Raw genomic sequence first — 25,349 nt, 5'->3', positions numbered from 1 at the left:
GTCGGTGCCGTGACTCAGAATCTCGCAGCGCCGCCGTGGGAGTCGAACTTGCCGAGTCCGCGCTGGGCGACGATGAGCTCGGTGTCGGTGCCGGTCTGGCCCGCGGGCTCCGCGGGAGCGACGTTGCCGCCCTTGGGCGAGCGGCGCAGGCCGAGCTCGACGCGGTGCGCGGTGTACGACAGGGCGAGGCACATCGCCACGTAGATGACGCTGGCGATCATCGCGGCGGGGATCAACGGCGATCCGTACTCGCCGTTCGAGCCGAGCAGACGGGCGAAGTACAGCAGTTCGGGGTACGTGATGATGAAGCCGAGCGCGGTGTCCTTCAGCGTCACCACGAGCTGGGCGATGATCACGGGCAGCATGGCGCGGATCGCCTGCGGGAGCAGAATCAGGCGCATCACACCCGACTTGCGCAGACCTACGGCGTAGCCGGCCTCGCTCTGTCCGCGCGGGAGCGCCTCGACGCCGGCACGGATGACCTCGGACAGCACGGAACCGTTGTAGAGGATCAGCGCGATCACGACGGCCCAGTACGACGACATCTTGATGCCGACGACCGGCAGACCGTAGTACAGCAACAGCATGAAGACGAGGACGGGCACGGCGCGGAGAAGCTCGACCACCCAGCCGACCGGGAGGCGGACCCAGCGGTGGTCGGACATCCGGCCGATGGCGAGGATGAAGCCGAGCACGAGGGCCCCGACGGCCGCGACGGCGAACGCCGCGAGGGTTGCGAGCGTCGCTTGGCCGAATCGCTCCCAGATCGCGCTGTAGCTGAAGACGTTCCACTTCGCCGCCGAGAACTGGCCGGTGTCGATGAAGCGCCAGACCACGAAGCCGATGACGGCGACGACGAGGACGAGCGTGATGACGCCGAGGATGCGGTTGCGCAGCTGCGCGCGGGGACCCGGGACGTCGTAGAGGACGGAGGAGCTCATCGGGCGACCTTCCACTTCTTCTCGGCCGCGTTCTGCAGCGCAGCGAGCAGCAGGACCAGGATGACGAAGACCGCCATCACGAGGAGGATGGTGACGAGCTGGTTCTCGCCGTTCTCACTCATCGTCGCTCGGATGTTCCCGAGGTTGACCACCGAGAATCCGGCGGCGACGGTGGTGTTCTTCAGCAGGGCGATGAAGACGCTCATCATCGGGGGGATGACCGAGCGGGTCGCCTGGGGCAGGACCACGAGGGTCATGACCTGGCCGAAGCCGAGGCCGAGCGCGCGAGCCGCCTCCGCCTGGCCGACGGGCACGGTGTTGATGCCCGCGCGCAGGGTCTCGGCCACATAGGTCGCGGTGTAGATGCCGAGGCCGCACACGGCCAGCGTCAAGAAGCTGCCGCGCGGGACGTCGATCAGCAGCGGCACGCAGAACGCGAAGAAGAACAGCACCAGCGTGAGCGGGGTGTTGCGGATCCAGTTCACGTACACCGCGCCGACCGCGCGGGCGATGGGCACGGGCGACACGCGCATGGCCGCCACGATGAAGCCGAGCACGAGCGCGATCAGGCCGCCGCCCAAGAAGAGCACGACCGTCCCCCAGAGCGCCTGCGCCCACAGGTCGGGGTAGTCGAAGATCTGGTTCACCGTACGCTGTCCGTTCTTTCTCGTCGTGCTCGTCGGGTGGTGCGGGCGGCGCGGAGTGCGCCGCCCGCACCGGGAGATCAGCTGACGGGGTCGACCGCCGGCTGCTCGCCCTTGACGCCCGAGGCGCCGAGGTTCTTCTCGAAGATGGCCTCCCAGGTGGAGCCGCCGTCGGTGAACATGGTGTTCACGAACTCCTGGAAGGCGGTGTCACCCTTGGCGATGCCGACGCCGTAGCGCTCCTCGCTGAAAGGCTCGCCCGCGATCTTCAGGTTGTCGGGGTCCTGCGCGGCGTAGCCGAGGAGGATGGCCTCGTCGGTGGTCACCGCGTCGACCTCGCCGTTCTTCAGCTTCTCGACGCACTGCGAGTAGGTGTCGAACTCGACGACCTTGGCCGGAGTCTGCTCGCGGATGCGCTGGATCGGCGTCGAGCCGGTCACCGAGCACACGGTGGTCTCGGCCGTGAGCGAGTCCTTGCCCGTGATCGTGTCGTTGTCGGCGGCGACGAGCAGTCCCTGGCCGGTCACGAAGTAGGGGCCGGCGAAGGAGATCTGGTCCTTGCGCTTGTCGGTGATCGAGTAAGTGCCGACGTAGTAGTCGATGTCGCCGTTGATGATGGCCTGCTCGCGGTTCGCCGAGGCGATGGCCTTGTACTCCACCTTCGAGGTGTCGGCCGGGTCGTAGCCGAGCGAGGCGGCGATCCAGCGCGCGACGTCGACGTCGAAGCCCTTGCGCTCACCCGTCACGGGGTCGAGGTAGCCCAGGCCGGGCTGGTCTTCCTTCACGCCGACGACGATCTTGCCGGCCGAGGTGATCTTCTCGAACGTGGGGCTGCCGTCGATCTTCACGTCGGTGGCCACCGCGCCGTAGACGGGGGCGTCCGAGGCGCTGCCGCCGTCGGAGCCGGGCGCCGCGCCCGGGGTGCCGCTGTTGCAGGCCGTCAGGGCCAGCAGGCCGGCGGCGATGATGCTCGCGCCGGCGAGAAAACGAGTTTTACGCATGTGATGTCTCCTTGGTTACGTGTGCTGTGCGGGAAGGGGTCGTCGGTGACGGCGCGCGCGATCGCCAGCGGTGGGCGATGCTCTCGTCTCGGCTAGGAACCTCCTCGTTCGTCGCCGTCAGGGTCGTGCGTCAGTGCGTGATGAGCTTCGAGAGGAAGTCCTTCGCACGGTCGGATTCGGGGCGCGTGAAGAACTGCTCGGGGGTCGCCTGCTCGACGATCTGCCCGTCGGCCATGAAAACGACGCGGTTCGCGGCCTTGCGGGCGAAGCCCATCTCGTGGGTGACGACGATCATCGTCATGCCGTCCTTGGCGAGGCCGACCATGACGTCGAGCACCTCGTTGATCATCTCGGGGTCGAGAGCCGAGGTCGGCTCGTCGAAGAGCATGACCTTGGGCTTCATCGCCAGCGCGCGGGCGATCGCCACACGCTGCTGCTGACCGCCCGAGAGCTGGGCGGGGAGCTTGTCGGCCTGGTGACCGACGCCCACGCGATCCAGGAGCGCACGCGCCTCTTTCTCGGCATCCGCCTTCTTCATCTTGCGGACCTTGATGGGCCCGAGCGTGACGTTCTCGAGGATCGTCAGGTGCGCGAAGAGGTTGAACGACTGGAACACCATGCCGACGTCGGCACGCAGTTCGGCCAGGCCCTTCCCCTCTTTGGGAAGCTCCTTGCCGTCGATCGTGATCGATCCGCTCGTGATGGTCTCGAGACGGTTGATGGTGCGGCACAGCGTCGACTTGCCGGAACCCGACGGGCCGATCACCACGACGACCTCTCCGCGGTCGACGGTGAGGTCGATGTCTTTCAGAGCCTGGAACTGCCCATAGTGCTTCTGGACGTCGGCGACGACGACCAGGGGCTCGGTCTTCGGGGGAACGGATGCCATGCCTTCACCCTATGAGGATGCTGGGCGCCCGACCACATTCCTGCGCACGCCTTAACCGTTCTGTAACAGCAGGGGTCAGCGCGCGCGCTGCGCGAAAGCCGTCTCGTAGAGGCAGACGCTCGCCGCGGTGGCCAGGTTCAAGGACTCGGCGCGACCGTAGATCGGCAGGCGCAGTGCGAGGTCGGCCTGCGCGAGGGCGGACTCCTCGAGCCCCCGCGCCTCGTTGCCGAACAACCAGGCCGTCGGCTCCGACAGAAGCTCTCGGGATGCCAGGAAGTCGGTGCCCTCGACATCGGCGGCGACGATGCGCAGGCCCGCCTCGTGCGCGCGGGCGACGACATCAGCGAGCTCGAGATCGACCGCGACCGGCAGGTGGAAGAGCGAGCCGGTGGTGGAGCGCACGACCTTCGGGTTGTACGGGTCCACGGTCCGGCCGGTCAGGATCACGGCGTCGGCCCCCGCGGCATCCGCGGCCCTGATGATCGTGCCCAGGTTGCCGGGATCGCGAACCTCTTCGCAGATCGCGATGAGGCGCGGCTCCCCCGCCAGGATGTCCTTCAACGCGGTGGGCGATTGACGAGCCACCGCCACGATGCCCTGGGGCGTCACGGTATCGGCCATGGCGTCGAGCACCGCCTCGGTGGTGATCTGCAGATCGACACCCGCCTGCTCCGCAGCGTCACGCACATCCGTGTGCTTCTCGAGGGCGGACGGGGTCGCGTAGACCTCCAGCACGGTCTCGGGCGCCCACGCGAGCGCCTCGCGAGCGGCCTGCGGACCCTCGAGCAGGAACAGACCTGTCTCTTGGCGGGCAGCGCGCTTACTGAGCTTGGCCACGGCGCGCACCCGCGGCGAACGGGGGTTCTCGAGCACGTCCCCAGTGTATGGCCCCGGAGGAATGCATCCCGGGACGCCGCGCGAACGACCCGCGGGAACGACGAAACGGGCGCCCTCCGGAGAGGACGCCCGTTTCGGAAGACGTGTCTTACGCGGTCTTCGCCGCGTTGACGTCGGTGGGCAGCGCAGCCTTCGCGGTCGCGACGAGCGACGCGAACACGGCGGGCTCGTTCACGGCGAGCTCGGCGAGCATGCGACGGTCCACCTGCACACCCGCGAGGCCGAGGCCCTGGATGAAGCGGTTGTACGTCATGCCGTTGGCGCGCGACGCGGCGTTGATGCGCTGGATCCACAGACGACGGAAGTCGCCCTTGCGCTTGCGACGGTCACGGTACGCGTAGACCAGGGAGTGGGTGACCTGCTCCTTGGCCTTGCGGTACAGGCGCGAACGCTGACCGCGGTAACCGGACGCGCGCTCCAGGATGACGCGACGCTTCTTGTGGGCGTTTACTGCCCGCTTGACTCTAGCCATTTCTCATTCTTCCTAACGTGCGTCGGCGCTCAGAGGCCGAGGAGCTTCTTGGCGACCTTGGAGTCACCCTTGGCCAGGACCTGCTCCTGGTTCAGGCGACGGGTGCGCTTGGAGGCCTTGCCCTCGAGGTTGTGGCGCATGCCGGCCTGCTGCTTCATGAGCTTGCCGCTACCGGTGAGCTTGAAGCGCTTCTTGGCGCCCGAGTGGGTCTTCTGCTTCGGCATCTGTCTTCCTTCGTTGGGGTTCCCGGCGGAGCGGGAGTCGGGGAGCTTTACTCGGCGGACGCCGGGGCAGCTTCGTCTGTGGGTGCCGATTCGCCTCGAGCGGCACTCCGCGCGGCTTCACGGTTCGCCGTGCGCTGCGCGTTCTGCTCGGTCTTGACCTCGGACTTGTTCTTGTGAGGAGCGACCACCATCACCATGTTGCGGCCGTCGATCGTGGGGTTCGACTCGACGGTGCCGAACTCGGCGACGTCTTCGGCGAACTTGCGAAGCAGACGGACACCCTGCTCGGGACGCGACTGCTCGCGACCGCGGAACAGGATCATGGCCTTCACCTTGTCGCCCGCCTGGAGGAATCCCTCGGCGCGCTTGAGCTTGGTGATGTAGTCGTGAGCCTCGATCTTCAGACGGAACCGGACCTCTTTGAGGACGGTGTTCGCCTGGTTACGACGCGTCTCTTTGGCCTTCTGAGCGGCCTCGTACTTGAACTTGCCGTAATCCATGATCTTGACCACGGGCGGCTTCGAGCTCGGCGCGACCTCGACCAAGTCGAGGTCCGCTTCCTGGGCCAGGCGCAGCGCAGCTTCGATTCGGACGATGCCGACCTGCTCGCCGTTGGGTCCGACGAGACGGACCTCCGGGACTCGGATGCGCTCGTTGGTGCGGGGATCGCTGATGCGGAACTCCTCTTTCATACGGGTGGTGGCCGCCGCGATCCGTCGGAATCGCGGGCGAAGAGGAGACACGCCACCCGGCACAGTGCTTTCGGCACCGGCTTCTGCACCCAGGCAACCCCGTGCGAAACGGAGCGGAGTGCGGGAACCCGGTAGCCTGGAGCGGCAAGCGCGGGTGGGATGTGATCCTCTTTCGTACGGAGTGAAACACTCCGAAGCCCGCCATAGTCTAGCAGAGAGATTCACGTGGACACGATCCCCTCCGACCAGCCCGCCGACGACCAGGGCGCACACCGCCACGGAGCCGAAGACGAGCGCCTCGCCCGCTGGGAGGAGCAGGAGCGCGCCGCATCCTCCGCCACCCGCGACATCGCCGATGTCCCCGCCGTCGAAGTCATCACCACCGCGGCCGTCCACCTCATGAGCGCCGCCGCCGTGAAGACCGGACTCGCCGACGACCCCGGCCAGCAGCTCGACCTCGACGAGGCCCGCAAACTCATCAACGCCCTCGCCGGACTCATCACCGCCGGAGCGCCCGAGATCAGCGACATGCACGCGCGCTCCCTGCGCGACGGCCTGCGCTCGCTGCAGCTGGCCTTCCGCGAGGCGTCGACGATTCAGGATCCGATCGGTAAGGGGCCGGGCGAGAAGTGGACGGGTCCCGTCACGTAATTCTGTCGTTCTGGGGTGGTCCCGGGCTCCGGAATGCCCCCTCCCGCCGCAGCTCACATCCTCCGCGACACCCGTAGGGGTATGAGCGGGGCTCCTGCCCCGATTGGCTTGGGAAAGGGGCGCCCCTTCGTCCTGTGCCGCAGGCCACCTGTTCCGTGATACCCGTGGGGGCGTGAGCGGGGCCCGTGCGGCATGAGGACAGGGGACGCCATGCGAACAGGCGCTTGGCGGGCGGATCGGCCTGTTCTCGACGCGCCGTCCTGTTCTGGTGACGGCGCCGCGATCAGGCCTCCGGGCTGCGGTGGAGCTTGACCGTCAGGGAGTCGACGAGGACGGCGATGCGATCGTCCGCCGACCAGCGCCGGGCGAGGCGCGCCAGCGTGGCATCCAATTCCTCCTGCTCGAGGCCCGACATGAGCTGCAGGTGCACGACGAGCTCGGGTCCGCGCAGACGACCGGTGGGGTCGCCCGACTCGACGGCCAGATCGAGGACCGCCAGCTCTCCGGCGATGCTCTCCTGCAGGCCGGTGAAGATCGACGGCGACGTGTGGGCGGGCTCCCAGGTCTCGCCCTGCGCGATCGCCCACACGGCAGGGCGGCGGATCACGAACTCCGTCTCGGACGCGGGATCGATGACGATGAGCTCGGTGTCCTCCGAGGCCGCCGCCAGTGCCGTGCGGCGCCCGTCGGCCGGCACCGGTCGTGCGGCGGCATCCCACGTCTGCAGCGCCGTGACCGACGTGAAGACCGGGAGCACTTTGCGACCGTCGGGAGCGGCGACCGTCACGATCGACAACTCCTGGGTCTTGTCGACCTCGATGCCGTGCGCTCCGACGCCGTGGTCGCCCTTCTCGGCGACGAGCGGGATCAGCAGACGCGCATCGCGATAGGCGTCGACGATGGCGCGGGCGTCCCCCTCGCCCGCGCGGAACGCCAGGAGCGCGGCCAGCAGCGCGGGGTCGGCCGAACCGTCGTCACCCGAATGCGGGTTCGCCTGGAAGCTGCGGCCCTCCCACGGAACCCCCGCCGAATCCGCGTGGGCTCCGTGAGCGTGGTCGTGCGGACCGTCAGTGTCCGGCGACATCCAGCGCCTCGGCCAGGGTGAACTGGCCCGCGTAGAGCGCCTTGCCGACGATCGCGCCCTCGACACCCAGCGGAACGAGGTCTCGCAGAGCCGCGATGTCGTCGAGGCTCGAGACGCCGCCGGAAGCGACGATCGGCTTGGGGGTGCGCTGTGTCATCTCACGCAGCAGCTCGATGTTGGGGCCGCGCAGCGTGCCGTCCTTGGTGACGTCGGTGACGACGTAGCGGCTGCAGCCAGCGTCCTCGAGTCGATCGAGCACGGTCCACAGGTCGCCGCCCTCGCGGGTCCACCCGCGGGCCGCGAGGGTCGTTCCGCGCACGTCGAGGCCCACGGCGATCGCCTCGCCGTAGCGGTTGATGACGTCGGCGGCCCACTCGGGGTTCTCGAGGGCCGCGGTGCCGAGGTTGATGCGGCTCGCGCCGCTCTCGAGGGCGGCCTCGAGCGAACGATCGTCGCGGATGCCGCCCGAGAGCTCGACCTGCACGCCCTTGACCTGCTTGATGACCTTGCGCATGACGCTCGCGTTGCTGCCGCGCCCGAAGGCCGCGTCGAGGTCCACGAGGTGGATCCACTGAGCGCCCTGGCGGGCGAAGTCGGCGGCGGCGTCGACGGGGTCGCCGTAGCTGGTCTCGGTACCGGCCTCACCCTGGGTCAGACGGACGGCCTTGCCGTCGGCGACGTCGACCGCGGGAAGCAGCACAAGTTCGGGCGTGGACGCGAAATCGTTCATGGCTCCTCGCACCCTTCGGCGCATCTCGCCGAGCCGGGGCACGAGGTCACACAGTAGTCGTGCGCAGGCCGTCGATCCAATTGGACAGGAGCCGGATGCCGGCTTCGCCCGACTTCTCCGGGTGGAACTGGGTGGCCGACAGCGGACCGTTCTCGACCGCGGCGATGAACGGCGAGCCGTAGGTGCACCATGTGACCGAGGGCTGCGGGAACGGCGGAGTCACCTCGAGCGACCACTCCTGCGCCGCGTACGAGTGCACGAAGTAGAAGCGCTCGTTCTCGATGCCGTCGAACAGGCGAGATCCCTCACCCGCGCTCACCGTGTTCCAGCCCATGTGCGGCAGGACCGGCGCCTCGAGTTCGGCGACGGTTCCGGGCCACTCCCCCAGACCCGTGGTGTCGGTGCCGCGCTCGATGCCGCGCTCGAACATGACCTGCATGCCCACGCAGATGCCGAGCACCGGCCGGCCGCCCGCCAGACGACGGTCGATGATCTCGCCGCCACGGCTGTCGTTCAGGGCCCCCATGACCGCGCCGAACGCCCCGACACCGGGGACCAGCAGCCCGTCGGCGTCGAGAAGCAGACCGCGGTCGGAGGTGAGGCGCGCATCGGCGCCGGCTTCGACGAGCGCCTTGACGGCGGAGTGGACGTTGCCCGAGCCGTAGTCGAAGACCGCGACGACGGGTTTACGCGTCACAGCGCGCCCTTGGTGCTCGGAATCCCGTCGACGAGCGGGTCGAGGGCCTTCGCCTGTCGGAACGCGCGGGCGAGCGCCTTGTACTCGGCCTCTGCGATGTGGTGGGGGTCGCGTCCGCCCAGGACGCGCACGTGAACCGTGAGGCCGGCGTGGATTGAGATCGCCTCGAACGAGTGACGCACGAGCGAACCGGTGAAGTGACCGCCGATCAGGTGGTGCTCGAAGCCCGCGGGCTCGCCGGTGTGCACGAGGTAGGGACGACCGCTGATGTCGACCACGGCCTGCGCGAGGGCCTCGTCGAGCGGCACGAGCGCGTCTCCGTAACGGGCGATGCCGGACTTGTCGCCGAGCGCCTGACGAATGGCCTGCCCGAGCACGATCGAGGTGTCCTCGACCGTGTGGTGGGCGTCGATGTGCGTGTCGCCTGTGGAGCGGACCCGCAGGTCGGTCAGCGAGTGCTTCGCGAACGCGGTGAGCATGTGGTCGAAGAACGGCACGCTCGTCGAGATGTCGCTGACGCCGCGGCCGTCGAGGTCGAGCTCGAGCTCGACGCGGGACTCGCTCGTCTCTCGCGTGATCGATGCGGTGCGGGGCGAGGCGGGGCCGGTCATGATCGCGATCCTACCGAGGCCAGCGCGTCGAGGAACGCGGTGGTCTCGTCGGCCGTGCCCGCGGTCACCCGCAGGTGGTGGGCGATGCCAACGTCGCGGATAAGGACGCCGCGGTCGTAGAGCGCCTTCCATGTCGCCGCCGGGTCTTCGACGCCCCCGAACAGCACGAAGTTGGTCCACGACTCGTGCGCCGTGTACCCCAGCGCCGACACCGTCGCCGAGATCCGGTCGCGCTGAGCGACGATCTCGTCGACCATCGACAGCATCGTCTCGGCGTGGCTCAGCGCGGCGGTGGCGGCCGCCTGGGTGAGAGCGCTCAGGTGGTAGGGCAGGCGCACCAGACGCAGGGCGTCGACCAGCGCGGGATCGGCCGCGAGATAGCCGACGCGGGCACCGGCGAAGGCGAAGGCCTTGCTCATCGTGCGCGAGACGACCAGACGAGGGCGGTCGGGCAGCAGCGAGACGGCCGAGGGCTCGTCGCGCGGAGCGAACTCCTCGTAAGCCTCGTCGACGATCACGATCCCGTCCGTGGCGTCGTAGACCGCTTCGACGACATCGAGGCGCAGCGGAGTGCCGGTGGGGTTGTTCGGGGCGCAGAGGAACACGATGTCGGGTCGCTGTTCGCGCACCTGCGCGGCCGCCGACTCGGGAGACAGCGAGAAGTCGTGCTCTCTCTCACCCGCGATCCAGCGGGCCCCCGTGGCCCGCGTGAGGATCGGGTACATCGAATACGTGGGCGCGAAGCCCATCGCCGTCCGGCCGGGACCGCCGAACGCCTGCAGGATGTGCTGAAGGACCTCGTTCGAGCCGTTCGCCGCCCAGATCTGGTCGGGGTTGAGGCCGTGGCCGAGGTAGCCGGCGAAGGCCTCGCGCAGACCGGTGAACTCCCGGTCCGGGTAGCGGTTGACGTCGCGGAGCGCCCGGGCGACGGCATCCAGAATGTCGTCTGCAACCTCGGGCGGAACGGGATGCGTGTTCTCGTTCACGTTGAGCGCCACGGGCAGTGCTGCCTGGGGAGCTCCGTACGGGGTCATGCCCCGCAGATCGTCGCGAAGAGGAAGGTCGTCGAGGCGTACGGTCACCTCACCCATCGTAGGCGTCGAGAACGGTCGAGGCGCGCGAGCGGGGGGTCTGCGCTCAGGCCGCGGGAGCGTACTCGGCGGGGATCGCGATGCGCTGTCCCGCCGAGACGGAGCCGCCGGGCAGGGCGTTGAGACGCGCGATCTCGGCGACGACATCACGCGGGTCGGCGGACGGCGCGACGTCTTCGGCGATGGACCAGAGGGTTTCGCCGCTCATGACGGTGATCTCGGTGAACGAGCCGGCGGGAGCGCCCGCGTCGCCGGAGGCGAGTGCGGATCCGCCGCCGACGATCGCCACGGCGAGCACGGCGACGATGGGGAGGGAGACGAGGAACGCCACGACGCGACGACCGCGCGCGGTGATGCGCAGGCGGGTGGACGGGGCGGTGAGGGCGATGCTGCTCATAATGTGCTCCTTGGTGGGGAGAGATTCGCACCCCGCCCTCGGCCGGGAGGACGGCGGTGCGAATCTGTATTCCGAATCTATCTTCGAACCTGTTCGAGTGTCAACACCTCGTGTATCGGAGACGAATCGAACGCGACACGCGCGAGGCTCCGTGTCATTCGGGTCGTCGACCGGATACGGTTTCGACACGGAGACCTCATCACCAACCTCCGACATTCGAATTTCCGCCGTGATTTCCGCGGCGCGAGGGGAGCACAGATGACCGACGCGACGACCGCCGCCGGGCGCGAGCGGCCGCAGACCCGGCGGCGGAAGAACCTCAGCGACAAGCAGCTGGCGATCCTCGAAGTGATCCAGCGTTCGATCGCGCGGCACGGCTACCCGCCGAGCATGCGCGAGATCGGCGACGCGGTCGGGCTCAAGTCGCTCTCGAGCGTCACGCATCAGCTGAACCAGCTGGAGCTCAGCGGCTACCTGCGTCGCGACCCGGGTAAGACGCGTGCGATGGAGGTCCTCATCGACCTGCCCGGCGCCGCCGCCGAGAATCCCGCCGACGCCGCCCCCGCCCTGGGCGACGCCGCCCTGGTGCCACTGGTGGGTCGCATCGCCGCCGGGGTGCCGATCACCGCCGATCAGCAGGTGGAGGAGATCTTCCCCCTCCCCCGTCAGCTCGTGGGCAAGGGCGACCTGTTCATGCTCAAAGTGTCGGGCGAGTCGATGATCGACGCGGCGATCTGCGACGGTGACTGGGTCGTCATCCGTTCTCAGGCGACCGCTGAGAACGGCGAGATCGTCGCCGCGATGCTCGACGGCGAGGCGACGGTGAAGACGTTCCGACGCCGTGACGGTCACATCTGGCTGCTCCCCCGCAACAGCGCGTTCGAGCCGATTCTCGGCGACGAGGCCTCCGTCCTCGGTCGCGTCGTCGCGGTGCTGCGCACCGTCTGACGCGCACGGCTCGAGGCCGGATGTCCACCGAGGGGTGGCATCCGGCTTCTTCCGTTCCGTCGCGAAAGCCGCGACGACCGTGCACCCGGGCGGATGTCGGAGGCCCTGCCTAGGGTGGAGTCATGGCTGACACCCTCCCTTACGGTTCCTGGCCCTCCCCGATCACGCCCGAGTCCGTCGCGCAGTCATCGCCGCGCGTCGACGGGGCCCGACTCGTGGGCGACGAGATCTGGTGGGGCGAATCCGTCCCGCACGAGGCGGGTCGCGTCGCGGTGAAGCGTCGCCGCACGGACGGCTCGGTCGAGACGGTGCTCCCGGCCCCCGCCAACGCCCGATCCGCCGTGCACGAGTACGGCGGAGGCGCCTGGACGGCGTCCGACGACGGCGAGCTGTACTACGTCGAGAAGAGCGACCAGCGCGTGTACGCGCTCCGCCCGGGCGAGACCGCGCGCCCCCTCACTCCCGCCGACGACGCCGTCCGTCACGGCGGCCTGAGGTGGGAGCACGGCGTCCTCCTCGCCATCCGCGAGACCCACGGCTCCTCCCGCGTCCCCGACCGCGCGATCGTGCGCATCCCCCTCGAGGGGCCGGTCGAGGTGCTCGCCGAGGGAAGCGACTTCCTGGCGCAGCCCGCCCTCTCCTCCGACGGCCGCCGCCTGGCGTGGGTCGCGTGGAACCACCCCGACATGCCCTGGGACGCCACGAGCCTCCGCGTGGCCGACCTCGAGACGGGCTCCGTTCGCGACATCGCTGGCGGCGAGCGCCGTGCGCCCCTGCAACCCGTCTGGATCGCCGACGACGAGCTGCTCTACGCCGACGACCCCGACGGTCGCTGGAACCTCTTCCACCGGCCTCTCGATGGAGACGCCCAACCCCTCGCCCCCGGCGACGCCGACACCGGCGGAGGTCTCTGGGTCCTCGGCACGCGGTGGTTCGGGGCCGCCGCCGACGGTCGCGTCATCGCGGTCCGCACGAACGGCTCCGACGAGGTCGTCGAGATCGCCCCGAGCGGCGTGCGCCCGGTCGACGTCCCCGTCGTCGCGGGAGCCGCGATCGACGACGTCCGCGGCACACGCGCCCTCGTCTCGGGGTCCGATGCGGGCGGACGCGCGGGCCTGTGGCTCGTCGACCTCGAATCCGGCGCGGTCGAGCTCGTCACGGGCGGCGCCGGCTCGTGGGGAGACGAATGGATGCCGGCAGCCCGCGCCCTGTCCACCGACGGCCCGCACGGGCCGGTGCACGCCTTCGCGTACGCCCCCACCAACCCCGACGTCACCCCGGTCGCGGGCGAGCGCCCGCCCTACGTGGTCCTCGTGCACGGCGGACCGACCTCGCACGTGGGTCCCGCCCCCTCCGCGAAGACCGCCTTCTTCACCAGTCGAGGCATCGGCGTGCTCGACGTCAACTACGGCGGGTCCACGGGATACGGCCGCGCCTACCGCGATCGACTGAAGGGGCAGTGGGGTGTCGTCGACGTCGACGACGTCGCGGCCGCGGCATCCGCCCTGGCGGAGGCGGGCCTGGCCGATCCCGAGCGCCTCGCCATCGCGGGGGGCTCGGCGGGCGGCTGGACCGTCCTGGCCGCGGTGACGCGTACCGACGTGTTCTCGGCGGGCATCTCGCGCTACGGCGTCGGAGACGCCCGCGCCCTCGCCGAGGACACCCATGACTTCGAGGCCCGCTACCTCGACGGACTCATCGGACCACTCCCTGAGGCCGAGCCGGTCTACATCGAGCGCTCGCCCCTGGGCCGCCCCGATCTCTTCCGCGTGCCCCTGCTCATCCTCCAGGGCTCCGAGGACCGCGTGGTCCCGCCGTCGCAGGCTGAGGCCATCCGCGACGCCCTGGCCGCGCACGGCGTGCCCCACGCCTACGTGCTCTACGAGGGCGAGGGCCACGGGTTTCGACGGTCCGAGACGGTGATCGACTCCCTCCAACGCGAACTCGGCTTCCTCGGCGCGGTCTTCGGATTCGACACCCCCGGCATCCCTCCGCTCGCGCTCGAGGGCGAGAAGGGCTGACCGCCGAACCTCGTGAGGGCCCCACCGACCGGCAGGTCGACGGGGCCCTCACGAGGGTTTCAGGCTCCGAACGGTGCGAGCTCGGCCGCGAGACGAGCGCCCACGTGCGCGTGCAGGAACGTCCCGCTCTCGCGGTGCTCCTGCGCGACGATGAGCCCGCTCTCGTGCACGGCCGACACGAGGTCGCCGCGGTCGTACGGGACGACGGCCTGCACCTCGACGGCCGGCAGGGGCAGTGCGTCCTCGATCGCTGCACGCAGCTCGTCGATGCCCTCGCCCGTACGGGACGACACGAACTTCGCGTTGGGGGCGAGACCCCGCAGGACGAGGCGGTCGTCTTCGCCGACGAGGTCGGCCTTGTTGAAGACGACGATCTCCTGACCGAAGTTCGCATCGACGTCGCCCATCACGTCGCGCACCGTCATGAGCTGCGCGGCCGGATCGGGGTGCGAGGCGTCGACGACGTGCAGGATGACGTCGGCGTCGCCGACCTCCTCGAGCGTCGACCGGAACGCCTCGACCAGCTGGTGCGGAAGGTTCCGAACGAAGCCGACGGTGTCGGTCAGCGTGTAGACGCGGCCGTCACTGGTCTCGGAGCGGCGGACCGTGGCATCCAGGGTCGCGAAGAGCGCGTTCTCGACGAGCACCCCGGCGCTGGTGAGGCGGTTCAACAGGCTCGACTTGCCGGCGTTCGTGTACCCGGCGATGGCCACCGACGGGATCGTGTGACGTTTGCGCTCGGCCCGCTTCGCCTCACGGGCGGGGGCGAAGTCGCGCAGCTGCTTGCGCAACAGCGCCATCTTGGTGCGGATGCGACGACGGTCGAGCTCGATCTTCGTCTCACCGGGACCGCGCGAGCCCATACCGGCACCGCCGGCACCGACCTGGCCACCGGCCTGACGCGACATCGAGTCACCCCACCCGCGCAGACGCGGGAGGAGGTATTCGAGCTGCGCGAGTTCGACCTGCGCCTTGCCCTCGCGGCTCTTGGCGTGCTGGCTGAAGATGTCGAGGATCACCGTGGTTCGGTCGATCACCTTGACCTTGACGACGTCCTCCAGCGCACGGCGCTGGCTGGGAGCGAGTTCCGTGTCGGCGATCACCGTGTCGGCGCCGACGGCGGCGACGATGTCGCGCAGCTCGGCGGCCTTGCCGCGACCGACGTAGGTCGCGGGGTCGGGGTGCGGGCGCCGCTGCAGCACGCCGTCGAGCACGACGGCACCGGCCGTCTCGGCAAGAGCCGACAGCTCGCGCAGCGAGTTCTCGGCATCCGCCTGCTCCCCCTGCGGGTGCACGCCGACGAGGACGACGTTCTCGAGGCGCAACTGTCGGTACTCGACCTCGGTGACGTCCTCGAGCTCGGTGGACAGGCCCGCGACGCGGCGCAGCGCCGCGCGTTCTTCGCGGTCCCACTGATCGCCGTCGGCGTCGCCGCCGTACGCGGTCGTGGCGTCCTGCAGAGCCTGTGCCGCACCGAAGACCCGGACCCCGCGGTGCGCTTCGGCGCGCGAGAGCACGCGGTCCACCGGATCCACCGGAGACGCGTCCGTGCTCGGGGGTGTGGTCTGTTCGGTCATGTGTTCCTTTCGTCGCGGCAGTTTCCGCGTGTTCTGGCACTGTATCCGGCCCAGCACCCAGGGGGCCGGTCCGATATCCTGACGTGATGGGCAGCGAGCACTACTTCAGCGCGTCGCCGTCGAGTCCCGAGCAGCTCCGCCACCTTCGCGTGACGCTGGCCGGTCGCGAGCTCGAGGTGGTCACGGCCGGCGGCGTCTTCAGTCCCGACCACGTGGATGCCGGCACCTCGGTGCTGCTCGCGAACACCCCGCCCCCTCCCGCCGGTGGGAACTTCCTCGACCTGGGGTGCGGGTGGGGTCCGATCTCGCTGTCGCTGGCGCTCGCGTCACCGCACGCGACCGTGTGGGCGGTCGACGTCAACGAGCGTGCTCTCGATCTCGTGAGGCGGAACGCGGAGTCCCTCGGCCTCACCAACATCAACGCCGTGCGTCCGGAGGATGTTCCCGAGGACGTCACCTTCCGCACCATCCGCTCGAACCCGCCCATCCGCGTCGGCAAGTCCGAGCTGCACGGCATGCTGCAGCACTGGATCCCCCGCCTGTCGGAACGCAGTGACGGGTGGTTCGTCGTCCAGCGCAACCTCGGTTCGGACTCCCTGCAGCGCTGGCTCGCCGCCACGTTCCCCGAGGGGTACAGCGTGCAGCGTGCCGCCACCGGTCGGGGATTCCGCGTGCTGCGGGTGCGCAAGCACGGCTCGCCGCCGAGCGAGCTGATCGACATCGTCTCCTGAGACGCGCCCGGCACGGGGACTCCGGATGCCGGCATCGCCCGCCCGACGCGAGATCGCGCGCTCGTGTGGGTGCTGATCGCGGTCCGCTGAAGAGGGCCTACCCCGGTCCGCCGGCGGCAACCGACGGTCCGTCCCCGCTCTGCGCCCTCGTCAGGCGAGTGCGACCTCGCCGGTGAACACCAGCGAGGCAGGGCCCGAAAGGTGGACCCGGCCATCGGTGACGCGCACGCCCAGCGTGCCGCCCGGAGTGTCGACGACCCAGGAGTCGGGGGCGGCGGCGCCCGCCCAATGGCGAACGGCCAGGGCCGCTGCCGCCACTCCGGTCCCGCAACTCAGTGTCTCGCCCACGCCGCGTTCGAACACGCGCAGGCGGATCGCTCCGACGCCGTCGCGCACGAGCGGGTCGGCGGGGACGACGAACTCGACGTTCGCGCCGTGACGCGGCGCCGGGTCGAGCACCGGCTGATAGGCGAGATCGAGGCCCTCGAGCTCGGCGTCGGACGACAGCGCGACCACGACGTGCGGGTTGCCCACGTCGACGCCGACGCCGGGACGGGCGACCGGCAGGCCCTTCGCGCGCACGAGCGTCTCGCCGGGCTCGATCGCGAATTCGCCCAGATCGACCTCGTAGCCGCGATCGCTGCGTGTCAGCGTCTTGATGCCCGCGCGCGTGCCGATGCGCAAACCTCCCTCGAGCGAGGCGAGCCCGGTGTCGCTCAGGTAGCGCGCGAAGACCCGCGTTCCGTTGCCGCACATCTCGGCCTTCGAACCGTCGGCGTTGCGGTAGTCCATGAACCACTCGGCCCCGGATGCCGCGGCATCCGCCCCCTCGTCGATGGCGCGCGAGCGCACCACGCGCAGCAGTCCGTCGGCGCCGATGCCGAAGTGGCGGTCGCACAGGGCGGAGATCTGTGCGTCGGAGAGGTCGAGCTCGCCGTCGGGGTCGGCGATCACCACGAAGTCGTTGCCGGTTCCGTGGCCCTTGGTGAACGGGAGAGTCGCCATGCGTCGAGTCTACGGTCGGGTGGCAGCGAGACTCGCGGTGCGAGTCCATCCGCGACTGACGACCCCGCTCACGCCGAGGACGAAGGGCCTCCGGGCCCGTCGACGATGAGCCGGCGGCCGGTCGCCCAGGTGTCGAAGGGCTCGTACCCGAGCTCGTCGTAGAAGCCCCGCGCGCCGGTGTTGTCGGGACGCACCATGAGCTGCACCTTGGGGCAGCCCATCGCCCCGAGCAGTCGTTCGGCCTCCGCCACGAGGCGACGCCCGATCCCCTGCCCGCGGTGCGAGGCGGCGGTCGCGAGGTAGTACAACCAGCCGCGGTGGCCGTCGTAGCCCGCCATGTCGCTGCCGACCACCCGCTCCCCCTCGACTGCGACGCGGAACAGCTCCGGCTGCACGGTGAGCTTGCGCCGGATATCGGCGCGCGGGTCGTTCCACGGGCGCGTGAGGCCCGCCTCCTCCCAGAGGGCGACCACGGCGTCCTCATCGTCGAGCGCGAAGGCGCGGATGTCGACCGTCATGGGCGTTCCTCCGATCGGGATGCCAGCATGCCGGCATCCACCGTCCGTGCGTCGACCCACTCGGCCCCGGCGTAGCGCCGGAACCACGACACCTGGCGGCGCGCGTAGCGGCGCGTGAGGGCCTGGGTCTCGGCGATCGCCTCGTCGCGGGTGACCTCGCCGCGGACCTGCTTCAACGCCTGCGCGTACCCGATCGCGCGACCGGCGGTGACGCCGCGCTCGAGCCCGGCCGGGATCAGGGCCTCGACCTCGGCGACGAGACCGGCTGCCCACATCCCCTCCACGCGGGCGTCGAGGAGAGCGACGAGCTCGGCTCGCTCGATCGCGGTGGCGATGATCCGAGTCCGCGGATGCCAGAGCTCCGGCGCCTCGGGAAGAGCACCGCCGTGCGTCTCACCGCCCTGCGCCAAGACCTCGAGCGCGCGCACGACGCGACGCCCGTTGCGCGGATCGATGCGCTCAGCGGCATCCGGATCCTCTTCCCGCAGGCGCGCGTAGAGCGCACCCGGTCCGCGCTCGTCGAGCTCGCGTTCGAGCGCGGCGCGCAGAGCCTCGTCGCGCGGCGGGAAGCGGAAGTCCCACAGCACGCTCGAAACGTACAGCCCCGACCCGCCGACGAGGATCGCGTCGGCGCCGCGACCGTTGATCCCGCGGATCGCCGCGCGCGCGGCATCCTGATACCAGGCCACCGCGGCCTCGTCGGTCACCGCGAGCGCGTCGAAGAGATGGTGCGGGATGCCGCGCCGCTCACCCTCGGGAAGCTTGGCCGTCCCGATGTCCATGCCGCGGTACAGCTGCATGGCATCGGCGTTGACGATCTCGGCGGGTCGGCCCCGTGCGGACAAGGCTTCGGCGAGGTCGAGCGACAGACCCGTCTTGCCGGTGCCGGTGGCGCCGACGACGGCCCAGAGGGCCGGGCCGGTCACACGCCGACGCGCAGCGTGGGCAGGCCGAGAGAGACCGCGCGCGGAGCACCGGACTCGCCCGCCGGAGCGGGCACGCCGCACGACTCCGCCTGCGAACGGTCCCACGCGTCGCCCGCGCGGGTTCGGCGGATGCGCAGCGGAGCCCCGTCGGGTGCGTCGGCGAGCAGGTGGAAGGGAGCCGCGTGGGTCACGCTGACCGAGACCACGTCGCCCGGGCGCGGGACAGCCGAATCCTTCGGCAGTTCGAAGTGCACGAGGCGGTTGTCTTCGGCGCGACCGGTGAGGCGGTGCGTCTCGGCGTCCTTTTTGCCCTCGCCCGCGGAGACGAGCACCTCGAGTGTGCGACCGAGCTGCTTCTGGTTCTCTTCCGCCGCGATCCGATCCTGCAGAGCGGTCAGTCGCTCGTAGCGCTCCTGCACGACGGCCTTGGGCACCTGGTCGGCCATCGTCGCCGCGGGAGTCCCCTCGCGGATCGAGTACTGGAACGTGAAAGCGCTCGAGAAACGCGAGGCCTCGACGACGCGCAGCGTCTCTTGGAAGTCCTCCTCGGTCTCACCGGGGAAGCCGACGATGATGTCGGTGGTGATCGCGGCGTTCGGGATGCGCTCGCGCACCCGATCCAGGATGCCGAGGAACTTCTCGCTGCGGTACGAGCGGCGCATCGCCTTGAGGATGCGGTCGGAGCCCGACTGCAGCGGCATGTGCAACTGGGGCATGACGGCCGGGGTCTCGGCCATCGCGGCGATCACGTCATCGGTGAAGGCGGCGGGGTGGGGGCTCGTGAAGCGGATGCGCTCGAGCCCCTGGATCTCGCCCGCGGCGCGTAGCAGTTTGCCGAAGGCGAGGCGGTCACCGAACTCGACGCCGTACGAGTTGACGTTCTGACCGAGAAGGGTGACCTCGATCGCCCCGTCGTCGACGAGCAGGCGGATCTCGTTCAGGATGTCGCCGGGGCGGCGGTCCTTCTCTTTGCCGCGCAGGCTCGGCACGATGCAGAACGTGCACGTGTTGTTGCAGCCGACCGAGATCGAGACCCAGCCGCTGTGGACGGAGTCGCGCTTGGTCGGGAGGGTGGAGGGGAAGATCTCGAGCGACTCGAGGATCTCCAGTTCGGCCTCGCCGTTGTGGCGCGCGCGCTCGAGCATGCCGGGAAGCGAGCCCATGTTGTGCGTGCCGAACACCACGTCGACCCAGGGGGCCTTCTGCTGGACGGCGTCCTTGTCCATCTGCGCCAGGCAGCCGCCGACGGCGATTTGCATGCCCGCGCGCGCGTCCTTGCGCGACTTGAGGTGGCCGAGCGTTCCGTAGAGCTTGCCGGCGGCGTTGTCGCGCACGGCGCACGTGTTGATCACGACGACATCGGCTTCGGTGCCGGCATCGGCCCGGACGTACCCGGCGCTCTCGAGCGAGCCCGACAGGCGCTCGGAATCGTGCACGTTCATCTGGCACCCGAAGGTGCGCACTTCGTAGGTGCGAGGCCCTGCGGCGCCCTGCGCGGCGGCGGACGGCGCGATCAGGGTCGGGGTCGAAACGGGGGTGGTCATGATGCGAGCAAGTCTAAACGCCGCCCTTGCGTCGACCGACGGGGCGCTGAAATGCTCGGTCCGCATGGCGCGCACCTTTTGACGCATTGTGGGTCAAAGGGTGCGCAAATCGGCTGATCGAGTGCGCCCCATGTCGGTATTTTGGGGGACACGTCACCGTCCGCGAGGTCTTCGGCCGGTCTCCGGGGGGAGAAGAGCATGGGGGAAGACCGTTCGACGAAGTGGTCGAGAGGACTCGTCGGAGCGGACCGGGATGCCGAGATACTGGCGGAACGAGCCCGAGGGGGTGCGTCCCTCGTCATCGCGGGGCCGCGCGGGAGCGGGCGGAGTTATCTGCTGCGGACGATCGCCGCCGAGCTGGAGCGACACGGGCAGCTGGCCGTCGAGTTGCGGACGTCGTGCGCGCTGTCCGCCGTCGACTTCGGGGCGTTCGATGCCTCGGGATGCCCAGAGCTCCGATCCTTCCGTGACGAGCCCACGACGGCCACCGTCGAGGGCGTGGTCGTGGTCGACGACGTCGATTCCCTCGATGTCCAGTCGACTCGGGCACTCGCCCGAGGGATCGCCGCTCGTCGCGTCACCGCGGTCATCGGCCTGCGCACGGCCCGGCCGCGCTCGATCGACAGACCCGATGACTCCGCCGTCGTCCGTCGCACCGTCCTCGACCTCTGGCTCGACGGTCTCGCGCGCCGAATCGACCTCTCCGAGCTGAGCGACGACGACGCCCTCGCCATGATCGAGCTCTTCCCGGGTGCCGAGCTGCTCGACAGCGCGACCCGCGCGGGGATCGTCTGGCGAGCGGACGGGTCGCGGACACTGCTCCGACAGCTGATCATCGAGTCGACGAGCGCTGCTCGCGCGGGACGCGATCCCCTCACGGCCCTGCGCGTCATCGCCCGGGACAGCAGGCTGGCGATCACGCTCGCGCGGCACGTCGCCGACTTTCCTCGCGTCGATCTCGAATGCCTCGCAGGCATCCGTCGCCTGCCTCACCTCGAGTTCGCCGTCGCGACACGACTGTTCGACGCCGAGAGCGTCGCCGCCCTCATCGCCGGCGGCCTTCTACACGCCGACGCATCGGTCGATCGTCGCCTCACCGTCAACGATCTGGTCGCCCAGGAGGCCCATCGTCAGCTCGGCGATGCGCACGTCGAATCGCTCATCGACACGGCGGGCGCCCGAATGCTGGCCGAAGCCGATGAGTGGTGGAGTTCGACCATCGCCGTCACCCTGTCGGAACGGTGGCACCGGCTGGGAATCGAGGCATCGGGAGAGCTGACCTACTCCCCCGCTCTGCGGACTCGAGTCGCACTGAATGCCGCGCGAGAAGCAAACGACCGGGGTGACAGCGCCCACGCCGCCGCCCACGCCGCGCGCGGGTTGCGCGCGCAGGACGATCCGGCCCTCCGACTCGAGGCCAAGCTCGCGACACCTGCGCCCCTCCTGTCAGCGGATGATCGTGGCGAGATCGGATCCGCGGATGCGCTCCGACGGCTCGCTCGATCGCGCGCGGCGCGCTCGATCGAGGGCTCCGCCGACGGCCCGCTCGACAAAGGCGACGACGCCGACTCCCGTATCGAAGCTGCTCTCGCCGACGCGAACCGCGCAACCGCGAACATGGATTGGGCACGCGCCGCGGACATCGCGACCTCCGCCGCCGATGAGCCGGACGCGTCGCCCGCGGCACATTTGCGGGCATTGGTCGCCGCCGGCTCGGCGGAGACTTTCCGCGGGCGATGGGTCGAGGCCCAGAAGTTCTTCCGCCGGGTCGAACGTCTGCTCGACGCGCGGCAGCGGCCGGCCGGAGTCACCGTTCGCGATCGGCTCATCGCTCTCATGTCCATGCTCGCCGCGCATCAGATCGCGGGGGCGGACGGATCGACCGTCCGAGCGCGCCTGGACCGCGAGGTGAGCACCACCGCACGCGAAGGAGGAGCAGCCGATCTCACGATCGCAGGGGCGGCCACCGCCATCGCTTTCGCCGGCGCAGGGTGCCCGGCGGAGTCGAAGAGAGAGTTCGCCTCCGCTCTGTCACGGGAACCCTCGGCGGTGTCACGCCTGGATGCCACCATGATCGAGCTGGGCGTCGCCGATGAACTGGCGACCGCGGGTCGGACCGACGAGGCACGCGCGATCCTCAGCCGGCTTCGCACCGAGAACGAGCCCCTGCTCGTCCGCAGTCGCCTGTACGTCGAGACCACGGTCCTGACCGCCGAGGGCCGTACCGACGAGGCGCGACGGGCCGCACGAGCGACCGCCGAGCTCTCGCGTGGCCGCAACGCCGCTGCCCTCCGCATTCGCGATCTCTTCCGGCTCGTCGCTCTGGGCGAGGCAGACGAGAACGAGGTCGACGAGCTTGTCCAGCTCGCCGCCACGACCGATCTTCCTCTGGCGGTGTCGGCGGTGCGGCGAGCAGCGGCGAGAACCAGCGACGAAGAGGGGCTGCCCGTTGATGAGCTGCGCCTGCACGCGCTGTGGACGCCGACGAAATCGTCGGCTCCCCGGGAAACCACGAGCGCCGTCCCCTCGACCATCCGGTCGACGTCGAGCGATGCGATCGACGAGCTCACCGTCCGCGAACGCGAGATCGCCCTGCTCGCGGACGAGGGCCTGACCAACCGTGAGATCGCCGCGCGTCTCTTCCTTTCCATCCGCACCGTGGAGTCGCACGTCTACCAGGCTCGGATGAAAGTCGGCGCGCCGACCCGGCGGGAGCTCGGCCGCGTCGTCGCGCTGGCGTCGCGCGGAGCCTGAGCACTCGGCGAACAACGGCACCGGGGCGAGGACTGAACCCCACCGGAAACGGGGGTGTGGCCGGTCAAGGACGGGGCGCGCGACCACTCTCGTGCCAACGGCACGGCGGGCCGATGTTCATCGATCCGGCGTGAACCTCACACCCGAGGAGGGACGAGGAAACGAGCGACTCCGCCCGATCCCCGCTTCTTCCAGCGCCGTTCGCGCAGCCGTGAGAGCCACCGACGACGGGTACCCGCGACGCGCCAGCTGGCCGGCGAGTCTGCGCAGAGCGGCGTCGTACTCTGCGCCGTCGACGCCGCGAACCTTCGAACGGGCGAAATCGAGTGCTCGTTCCGCGTCATCGTCGGGCAGCTCGGCGAGAGCCGCTTCGGCGATGTCGCGGGGAATCCCTCGCTTACGCAGCGTCTCTGCGACGGCCCGCCGCCCCTCGCCCTTGCGCTCGACCGCGGACATGGCGAGTTGCTCGGCGAATGCCGCATCATCGAGATACCCGAGATCGACGAAATGATCGATGAGCTCGTCAGCGATCGCATCGTCGGCGTCGTCGACCCCCCGAATCACGGTGCGGGCCTCCGCGAGCGACAGGGATCGCGAACGCAACTTTCGCAAGAGCACCGCTTCGGCCCGTTCGCGGGCTTCCGCTCGGTCGGGGGACGACTCGACGCCCTCGTCGGGGTCGCCCACGACGGAGAGCCGTGGACGACTCACCGACGACGGTCGCTCGTCGATGTCGTCGCTGATCGAACCCGTTGCTGCCGCATCGTGGACGGCACCGCGACGGGAAGGGTGTTCGCGATCCGCACGGGGCGCGGATCTGAAGAGGGGGATGACCGGAGCGAGATCGGCCTCTCCGAGAACGCGGAGCGTGCCGGAACGAGTGGACGCCCCATCGGGAGAGCCCGGGTTCTTCGGCTCGTCTGAGCGTTCGACATCATCGGCCATGTGGCCGCGGTCCTGATCGTCGCCCGCGTCCGCAGAGGGACGACGATCAGAGTCCCAGGTCTCGTCGATCATCAGGCCGGGCGACGCGCGGCCAACTCGTCGTCCGCCGCCGGAGCGACCGCGGGCGCACCGCCGATGCCCATCTTGGTCTTGATCTTGGTCTCGATCTCTTCGGCGATGTCGGGGTTCTTGATCAGGAAGTTACGGGCGTTCTCTTTGCCCTGTCCGAGCTGTTCGCCCTCGTAGGTGTACCAGGCGCCCGACTTCTTGACGATGGCGTGCTCGACACCGAAGTCGATGAGGCTCCCCTCGCGCGAGATGCCGACGCCGTAGAGGATGTCGAATTCTGCCTGCTTGAAGGGCGGGGCCATCTTGTTCTTGACGACCTTGACACGCGTGCGGTTACCCACGGCCTCGGTGCCGTCCTTCAGCGTCTCGATGCGACGGATGTCGAGGCGCACCGACGCGTAGAACTTGAGCGCCTTTCCGCCGGCCGTGGTCTCGGGGGAACCGAAGAAGACACCGATCTTCTCGCGCAACTGGTTGATGAAGATCGCGGTGGTCTTCGTGGTGTTCAACCCACCGGTCAGCTTTCGCAGAGCCTGCGACATGAGGCGGGCCTGGAGGCCGACGTGCGAATCGCCCATCTCGCCCTTGATCTCGGCCTCGGGGACGAGGGCGGCGACCGAGTCGATGACGACGAGGTCGATCGCGCCGGAGCGGATCAGCATGTCGGCGATCTCGAGGGCCTGCTCGCCCGTGTCGGGCTGGGACACGAGGAGCGCGTCGATGTCGACGCCGAGCTTCTTCGCGTACTCGGGGTCGAGAGCGTGCTCAGCGTCGATGAACGCCGCGATGCCACCGGCGCGCTGTGCGTTGGCGATGGCGTGAAGCGTGAGGGTCGTCTTTCCGGACGACTCCGGGCCGTAGATCTCGATGATGCGGCCGCGAGGCAGACCGCCGATGCCGAGGGCCACGTCGAGCGCGACGGAGCCGGTGGGGATGGTCTCGATGGGCGCACGGTCGTCGCTGCCCAGTCGCATGACCGAGCCCTTTCCGAACTGCCGATCGATCTGAGCCAGCGCGGACTCGAGGGCCTTTTCGCGCTCTGCGGGTGAGGGCATGACGTCTTCTTTCTTCTCGCGTTCCGGTCGCCTATAGGCTGTCGCGCCTCCCACCGACGGTGGTCGTGCCCGACAAGGCGTTCAGAGTGTCGTTCGACGTCTTCCACGTTAGGGAGGGCCTCCGACATTGACGCCGGAGGAGCCCCCGAATGGGGATGAACGAGCAACAAGCCCTGATGTGAAGGAGCCTACGCCCGAATCGAACGTAGGTTCGATGACACGCCGATCAGAATGA

26 protein-coding genes are annotated in these 25,349 nt (G+C 69.6%); 5 read left to right on the top strand and 21 right to left on the bottom strand.

Annotation, left to right across the window (positions count from 1 at the left end):
* Positions 1-14: 14 nt before the first annotated feature.
* The 8 genes from BLS25_RS02200 to infC all read right to left on the bottom strand — a co-directional run bounded on the left by BLS25_RS02200 (position 15) and on the right by infC (position 5,760).
* Positions 15-941 carry an amino acid ABC transporter permease gene (locus BLS25_RS02200; protein ID WP_056227459.1) on the bottom strand — a complete coding sequence of 309 codons (927 nt, stop codon included), beginning with the start codon at positions 939-941 and terminating at the stop codon, positions 15-17.
* Positions 938-1,588, bottom strand: coding sequence for an amino acid ABC transporter permease (locus tag BLS25_RS02195; RefSeq protein ID WP_056227456.1), 651 nt, complete (start codon positions 1,586-1,588; stop codon positions 938-940). Before BLS25_RS02195 ends, BLS25_RS02200 begins: the two co-directional genes overlap by 4 nt.
* Before the next feature lie 77 nt (positions 1,589-1,665).
* A complete protein-coding gene (locus BLS25_RS02190; protein WP_056227453.1) occupies positions 1,666-2,586 on the bottom strand; it encodes a glutamate ABC transporter substrate-binding protein in 921 nt (306 codons plus the stop codon).
* Between the two features lie 130 nt (positions 2,587-2,716).
* Positions 2,717-3,475, bottom strand: coding sequence for an amino acid ABC transporter ATP-binding protein (locus BLS25_RS02185; protein WP_056227450.1), 759 nt, complete (start codon positions 3,473-3,475; stop codon positions 2,717-2,719).
* 75 nt (positions 3,476-3,550) lie between these two features.
* Positions 3,551-4,348 carry a TrmH family RNA methyltransferase gene (locus tag BLS25_RS02180; RefSeq protein ID WP_056227447.1) on the bottom strand — a complete coding sequence of 266 codons (798 nt, stop codon included), beginning with the start codon at positions 4,346-4,348 and terminating at the stop codon, positions 3,551-3,553.
* Positions 4,349-4,460: 112 nt separating this feature from the next.
* Positions 4,461-4,844, bottom strand: a complete 384-nt coding sequence (gene rplT / locus BLS25_RS02175) for a 50S ribosomal protein L20 (RefSeq protein ID WP_056227445.1) — start codon at positions 4,842-4,844, stop codon at positions 4,461-4,463.
* Between the two features lie 29 nt (positions 4,845-4,873).
* Positions 4,874-5,068: a 50S ribosomal protein L35 gene (gene rpmI / locus BLS25_RS02170; RefSeq protein WP_013583375.1), complete on the bottom strand. Its 195-nt coding sequence runs from the start codon at positions 5,066-5,068 to the stop codon at positions 4,874-4,876.
* A 47-nt stretch (positions 5,069-5,115) separates the two neighbouring features.
* Positions 5,116-5,760 carry a translation initiation factor IF-3 gene (gene infC / locus BLS25_RS02165; RefSeq protein WP_074694251.1) on the bottom strand — a complete coding sequence of 215 codons (645 nt, stop codon included), beginning with the start codon at positions 5,758-5,760 and terminating at the stop codon, positions 5,116-5,118.
* A gap of 225 nt (positions 5,761-5,985) precedes the next feature.
* Here infC and BLS25_RS02160 point away from each other — a divergent pair, with 225 nt between their 5' ends.
* Positions 5,986-6,411, top strand: coding sequence for a DUF1844 domain-containing protein (locus BLS25_RS02160; RefSeq protein ID WP_371129300.1), 426 nt, complete (start codon positions 5,986-5,988; stop codon positions 6,409-6,411).
* A gap of 283 nt (positions 6,412-6,694) precedes the next feature.
* Here BLS25_RS02160 and BLS25_RS02155 read toward each other — a convergent pair whose 3' ends face one another.
* From BLS25_RS02155 to BLS25_RS02130, 6 genes are read right to left on the bottom strand one after another with little or no spacing between them, the layout of a single operon-like run.
* Positions 6,695-7,495 (bottom strand): SseB family protein, encoded by an 801-nt coding sequence (locus tag BLS25_RS02155; protein WP_074694250.1) that lies wholly within the window; start codon positions 7,493-7,495, stop codon positions 6,695-6,697.
* Positions 7,479-8,225 (bottom strand): bifunctional 1-(5-phosphoribosyl)-5-((5-phosphoribosylamino)methylideneamino)imidazole-4-carboxamide isomerase/phosphoribosylanthranilate isomerase PriA, encoded by a 747-nt coding sequence (priA, locus tag BLS25_RS02150; protein ID WP_056227439.1) that lies wholly within the window; start codon positions 8,223-8,225, stop codon positions 7,479-7,481. The genes BLS25_RS02155 and priA overlap by 17 nt, the downstream gene beginning before the upstream one ends.
* Before the next feature lie 46 nt (positions 8,226-8,271).
* Positions 8,272-8,922, bottom strand: coding sequence for an imidazole glycerol phosphate synthase subunit HisH (gene hisH / locus BLS25_RS02145; protein WP_074694249.1), 651 nt, complete (start codon positions 8,920-8,922; stop codon positions 8,272-8,274).
* The gene (hisB, locus tag BLS25_RS02140) at positions 8,919-9,533 is read right to left on the bottom strand and encodes an imidazoleglycerol-phosphate dehydratase HisB (protein WP_074694248.1); all 615 of its coding nucleotides are present in this window, start codon (positions 9,531-9,533) and stop codon (positions 8,919-8,921) included. The genes hisH and hisB overlap by 4 nt, the downstream gene beginning before the upstream one ends.
* On the bottom strand, positions 9,530-10,624 hold the full coding sequence (locus BLS25_RS02135; protein WP_074694247.1) for a histidinol-phosphate transaminase: 1,095 nt from the start codon (positions 10,622-10,624) through the stop codon (positions 9,530-9,532). The genes hisB and BLS25_RS02135 overlap by 4 nt, the downstream gene beginning before the upstream one ends.
* Positions 10,625-10,670: 46 nt before the next feature.
* Positions 10,671-11,021, bottom strand: coding sequence for a LysM peptidoglycan-binding domain-containing protein (locus BLS25_RS02130; RefSeq protein WP_056227430.1), 351 nt, complete (start codon positions 11,019-11,021; stop codon positions 10,671-10,673).
* Between the two features lie 258 nt (positions 11,022-11,279).
* Between BLS25_RS02130 and lexA the strand changes: the two genes are divergently transcribed.
* On the top strand, positions 11,280-11,969 hold the full coding sequence (gene lexA, locus BLS25_RS02125) for a transcriptional repressor LexA (protein WP_074694246.1): 690 nt from the start codon (positions 11,280-11,282) through the stop codon (positions 11,967-11,969).
* 122 nt (positions 11,970-12,091) lie between these two features.
* Positions 12,092-13,990 (top strand): S9 family peptidase, encoded by a 1,899-nt coding sequence (locus BLS25_RS02120; protein WP_074694245.1) that lies wholly within the window; start codon positions 12,092-12,094, stop codon positions 13,988-13,990.
* Positions 13,991-14,049: 59 nt separating this feature from the next.
* On the opposite strand, the gene hflX is transcribed toward BLS25_RS02120, so the two are convergent.
* The gene (gene hflX, locus BLS25_RS02115) at positions 14,050-15,567 is read right to left on the bottom strand and encodes a GTPase HflX (protein ID WP_056227420.1); all 1,518 of its coding nucleotides are present in this window, start codon (positions 15,565-15,567) and stop codon (positions 14,050-14,052) included.
* 86 nt (positions 15,568-15,653) lie between these two features.
* On the opposite strand from hflX, the gene BLS25_RS02110 reads away from it, so the two are divergent.
* Entirely contained in the window at positions 15,654-16,298 is a 645-nt protein-coding gene (locus BLS25_RS02110; RefSeq protein ID WP_074694244.1) for a class I SAM-dependent methyltransferase, read from the top strand.
* Between the two features lie 150 nt (positions 16,299-16,448).
* Here the strand turns inward: BLS25_RS02110 and dapF are convergent, their stop codons facing one another.
* The 4 genes from dapF to miaB form a co-directional block, all read right to left on the bottom strand.
* Complete coding sequence (gene dapF / locus BLS25_RS02105; protein ID WP_074694243.1) at positions 16,449-17,303, bottom strand: diaminopimelate epimerase; 855 nt, start codon at positions 17,301-17,303, stop codon at positions 16,449-16,451.
* A 68-nt stretch (positions 17,304-17,371) separates the two neighbouring features.
* Complete coding sequence (locus tag BLS25_RS02100) at positions 17,372-17,821, bottom strand: GNAT family acetyltransferase (protein ID WP_074694242.1); 450 nt, start codon at positions 17,819-17,821, stop codon at positions 17,372-17,374.
* Entirely contained in the window at positions 17,818-18,747 is a 930-nt protein-coding gene (gene miaA, locus BLS25_RS02095) for a tRNA (adenosine(37)-N6)-dimethylallyltransferase MiaA (protein ID WP_074694241.1), read from the bottom strand. The genes BLS25_RS02100 and miaA overlap by 4 nt, the downstream gene beginning before the upstream one ends.
* Positions 18,744-20,291 (bottom strand): tRNA (N6-isopentenyl adenosine(37)-C2)-methylthiotransferase MiaB, encoded by a 1,548-nt coding sequence (gene miaB, locus BLS25_RS02090; protein ID WP_074694240.1) that lies wholly within the window; start codon positions 20,289-20,291, stop codon positions 18,744-18,746. Before miaB ends, miaA begins: the two co-directional genes overlap by 4 nt.
* Positions 20,292-20,489: 198 nt before the next feature.
* Between miaB and BLS25_RS02085 the strand changes: the two genes are divergently transcribed.
* A complete protein-coding gene (locus BLS25_RS02085) occupies positions 20,490-23,045 on the top strand; it encodes a helix-turn-helix transcriptional regulator (RefSeq protein WP_074694239.1) in 2,556 nt (851 codons plus the stop codon).
* Positions 23,046-23,162: 117 nt separating this feature from the next.
* Here BLS25_RS02085 and BLS25_RS02080 read toward each other — a convergent pair whose 3' ends face one another.
* Positions 23,163-24,062: a regulatory protein RecX gene (locus BLS25_RS02080; protein WP_256335509.1), complete on the bottom strand. Its 900-nt coding sequence runs from the start codon at positions 24,060-24,062 to the stop codon at positions 23,163-23,165.
* The gene (gene recA / locus BLS25_RS02075; protein ID WP_056227400.1) at positions 24,062-25,114 is read right to left on the bottom strand and encodes a recombinase RecA; all 1,053 of its coding nucleotides are present in this window, start codon (positions 25,112-25,114) and stop codon (positions 24,062-24,064) included. The genes BLS25_RS02080 and recA overlap by 1 nt, the downstream gene beginning before the upstream one ends.
* Positions 25,115-25,349 lie beyond the last annotated feature (235 nt).

Origin of the sequence: Microbacterium testaceum StLB037, from assembly GCF_900104345.1 — a bacterium.
GTDB lineage: Bacteria > Actinomycetota > Actinomycetes > Actinomycetales > Microbacteriaceae > Microbacterium > Microbacterium testaceum_A.
This window is presented reverse-complemented; position numbering and strand designations above follow the sequence as displayed.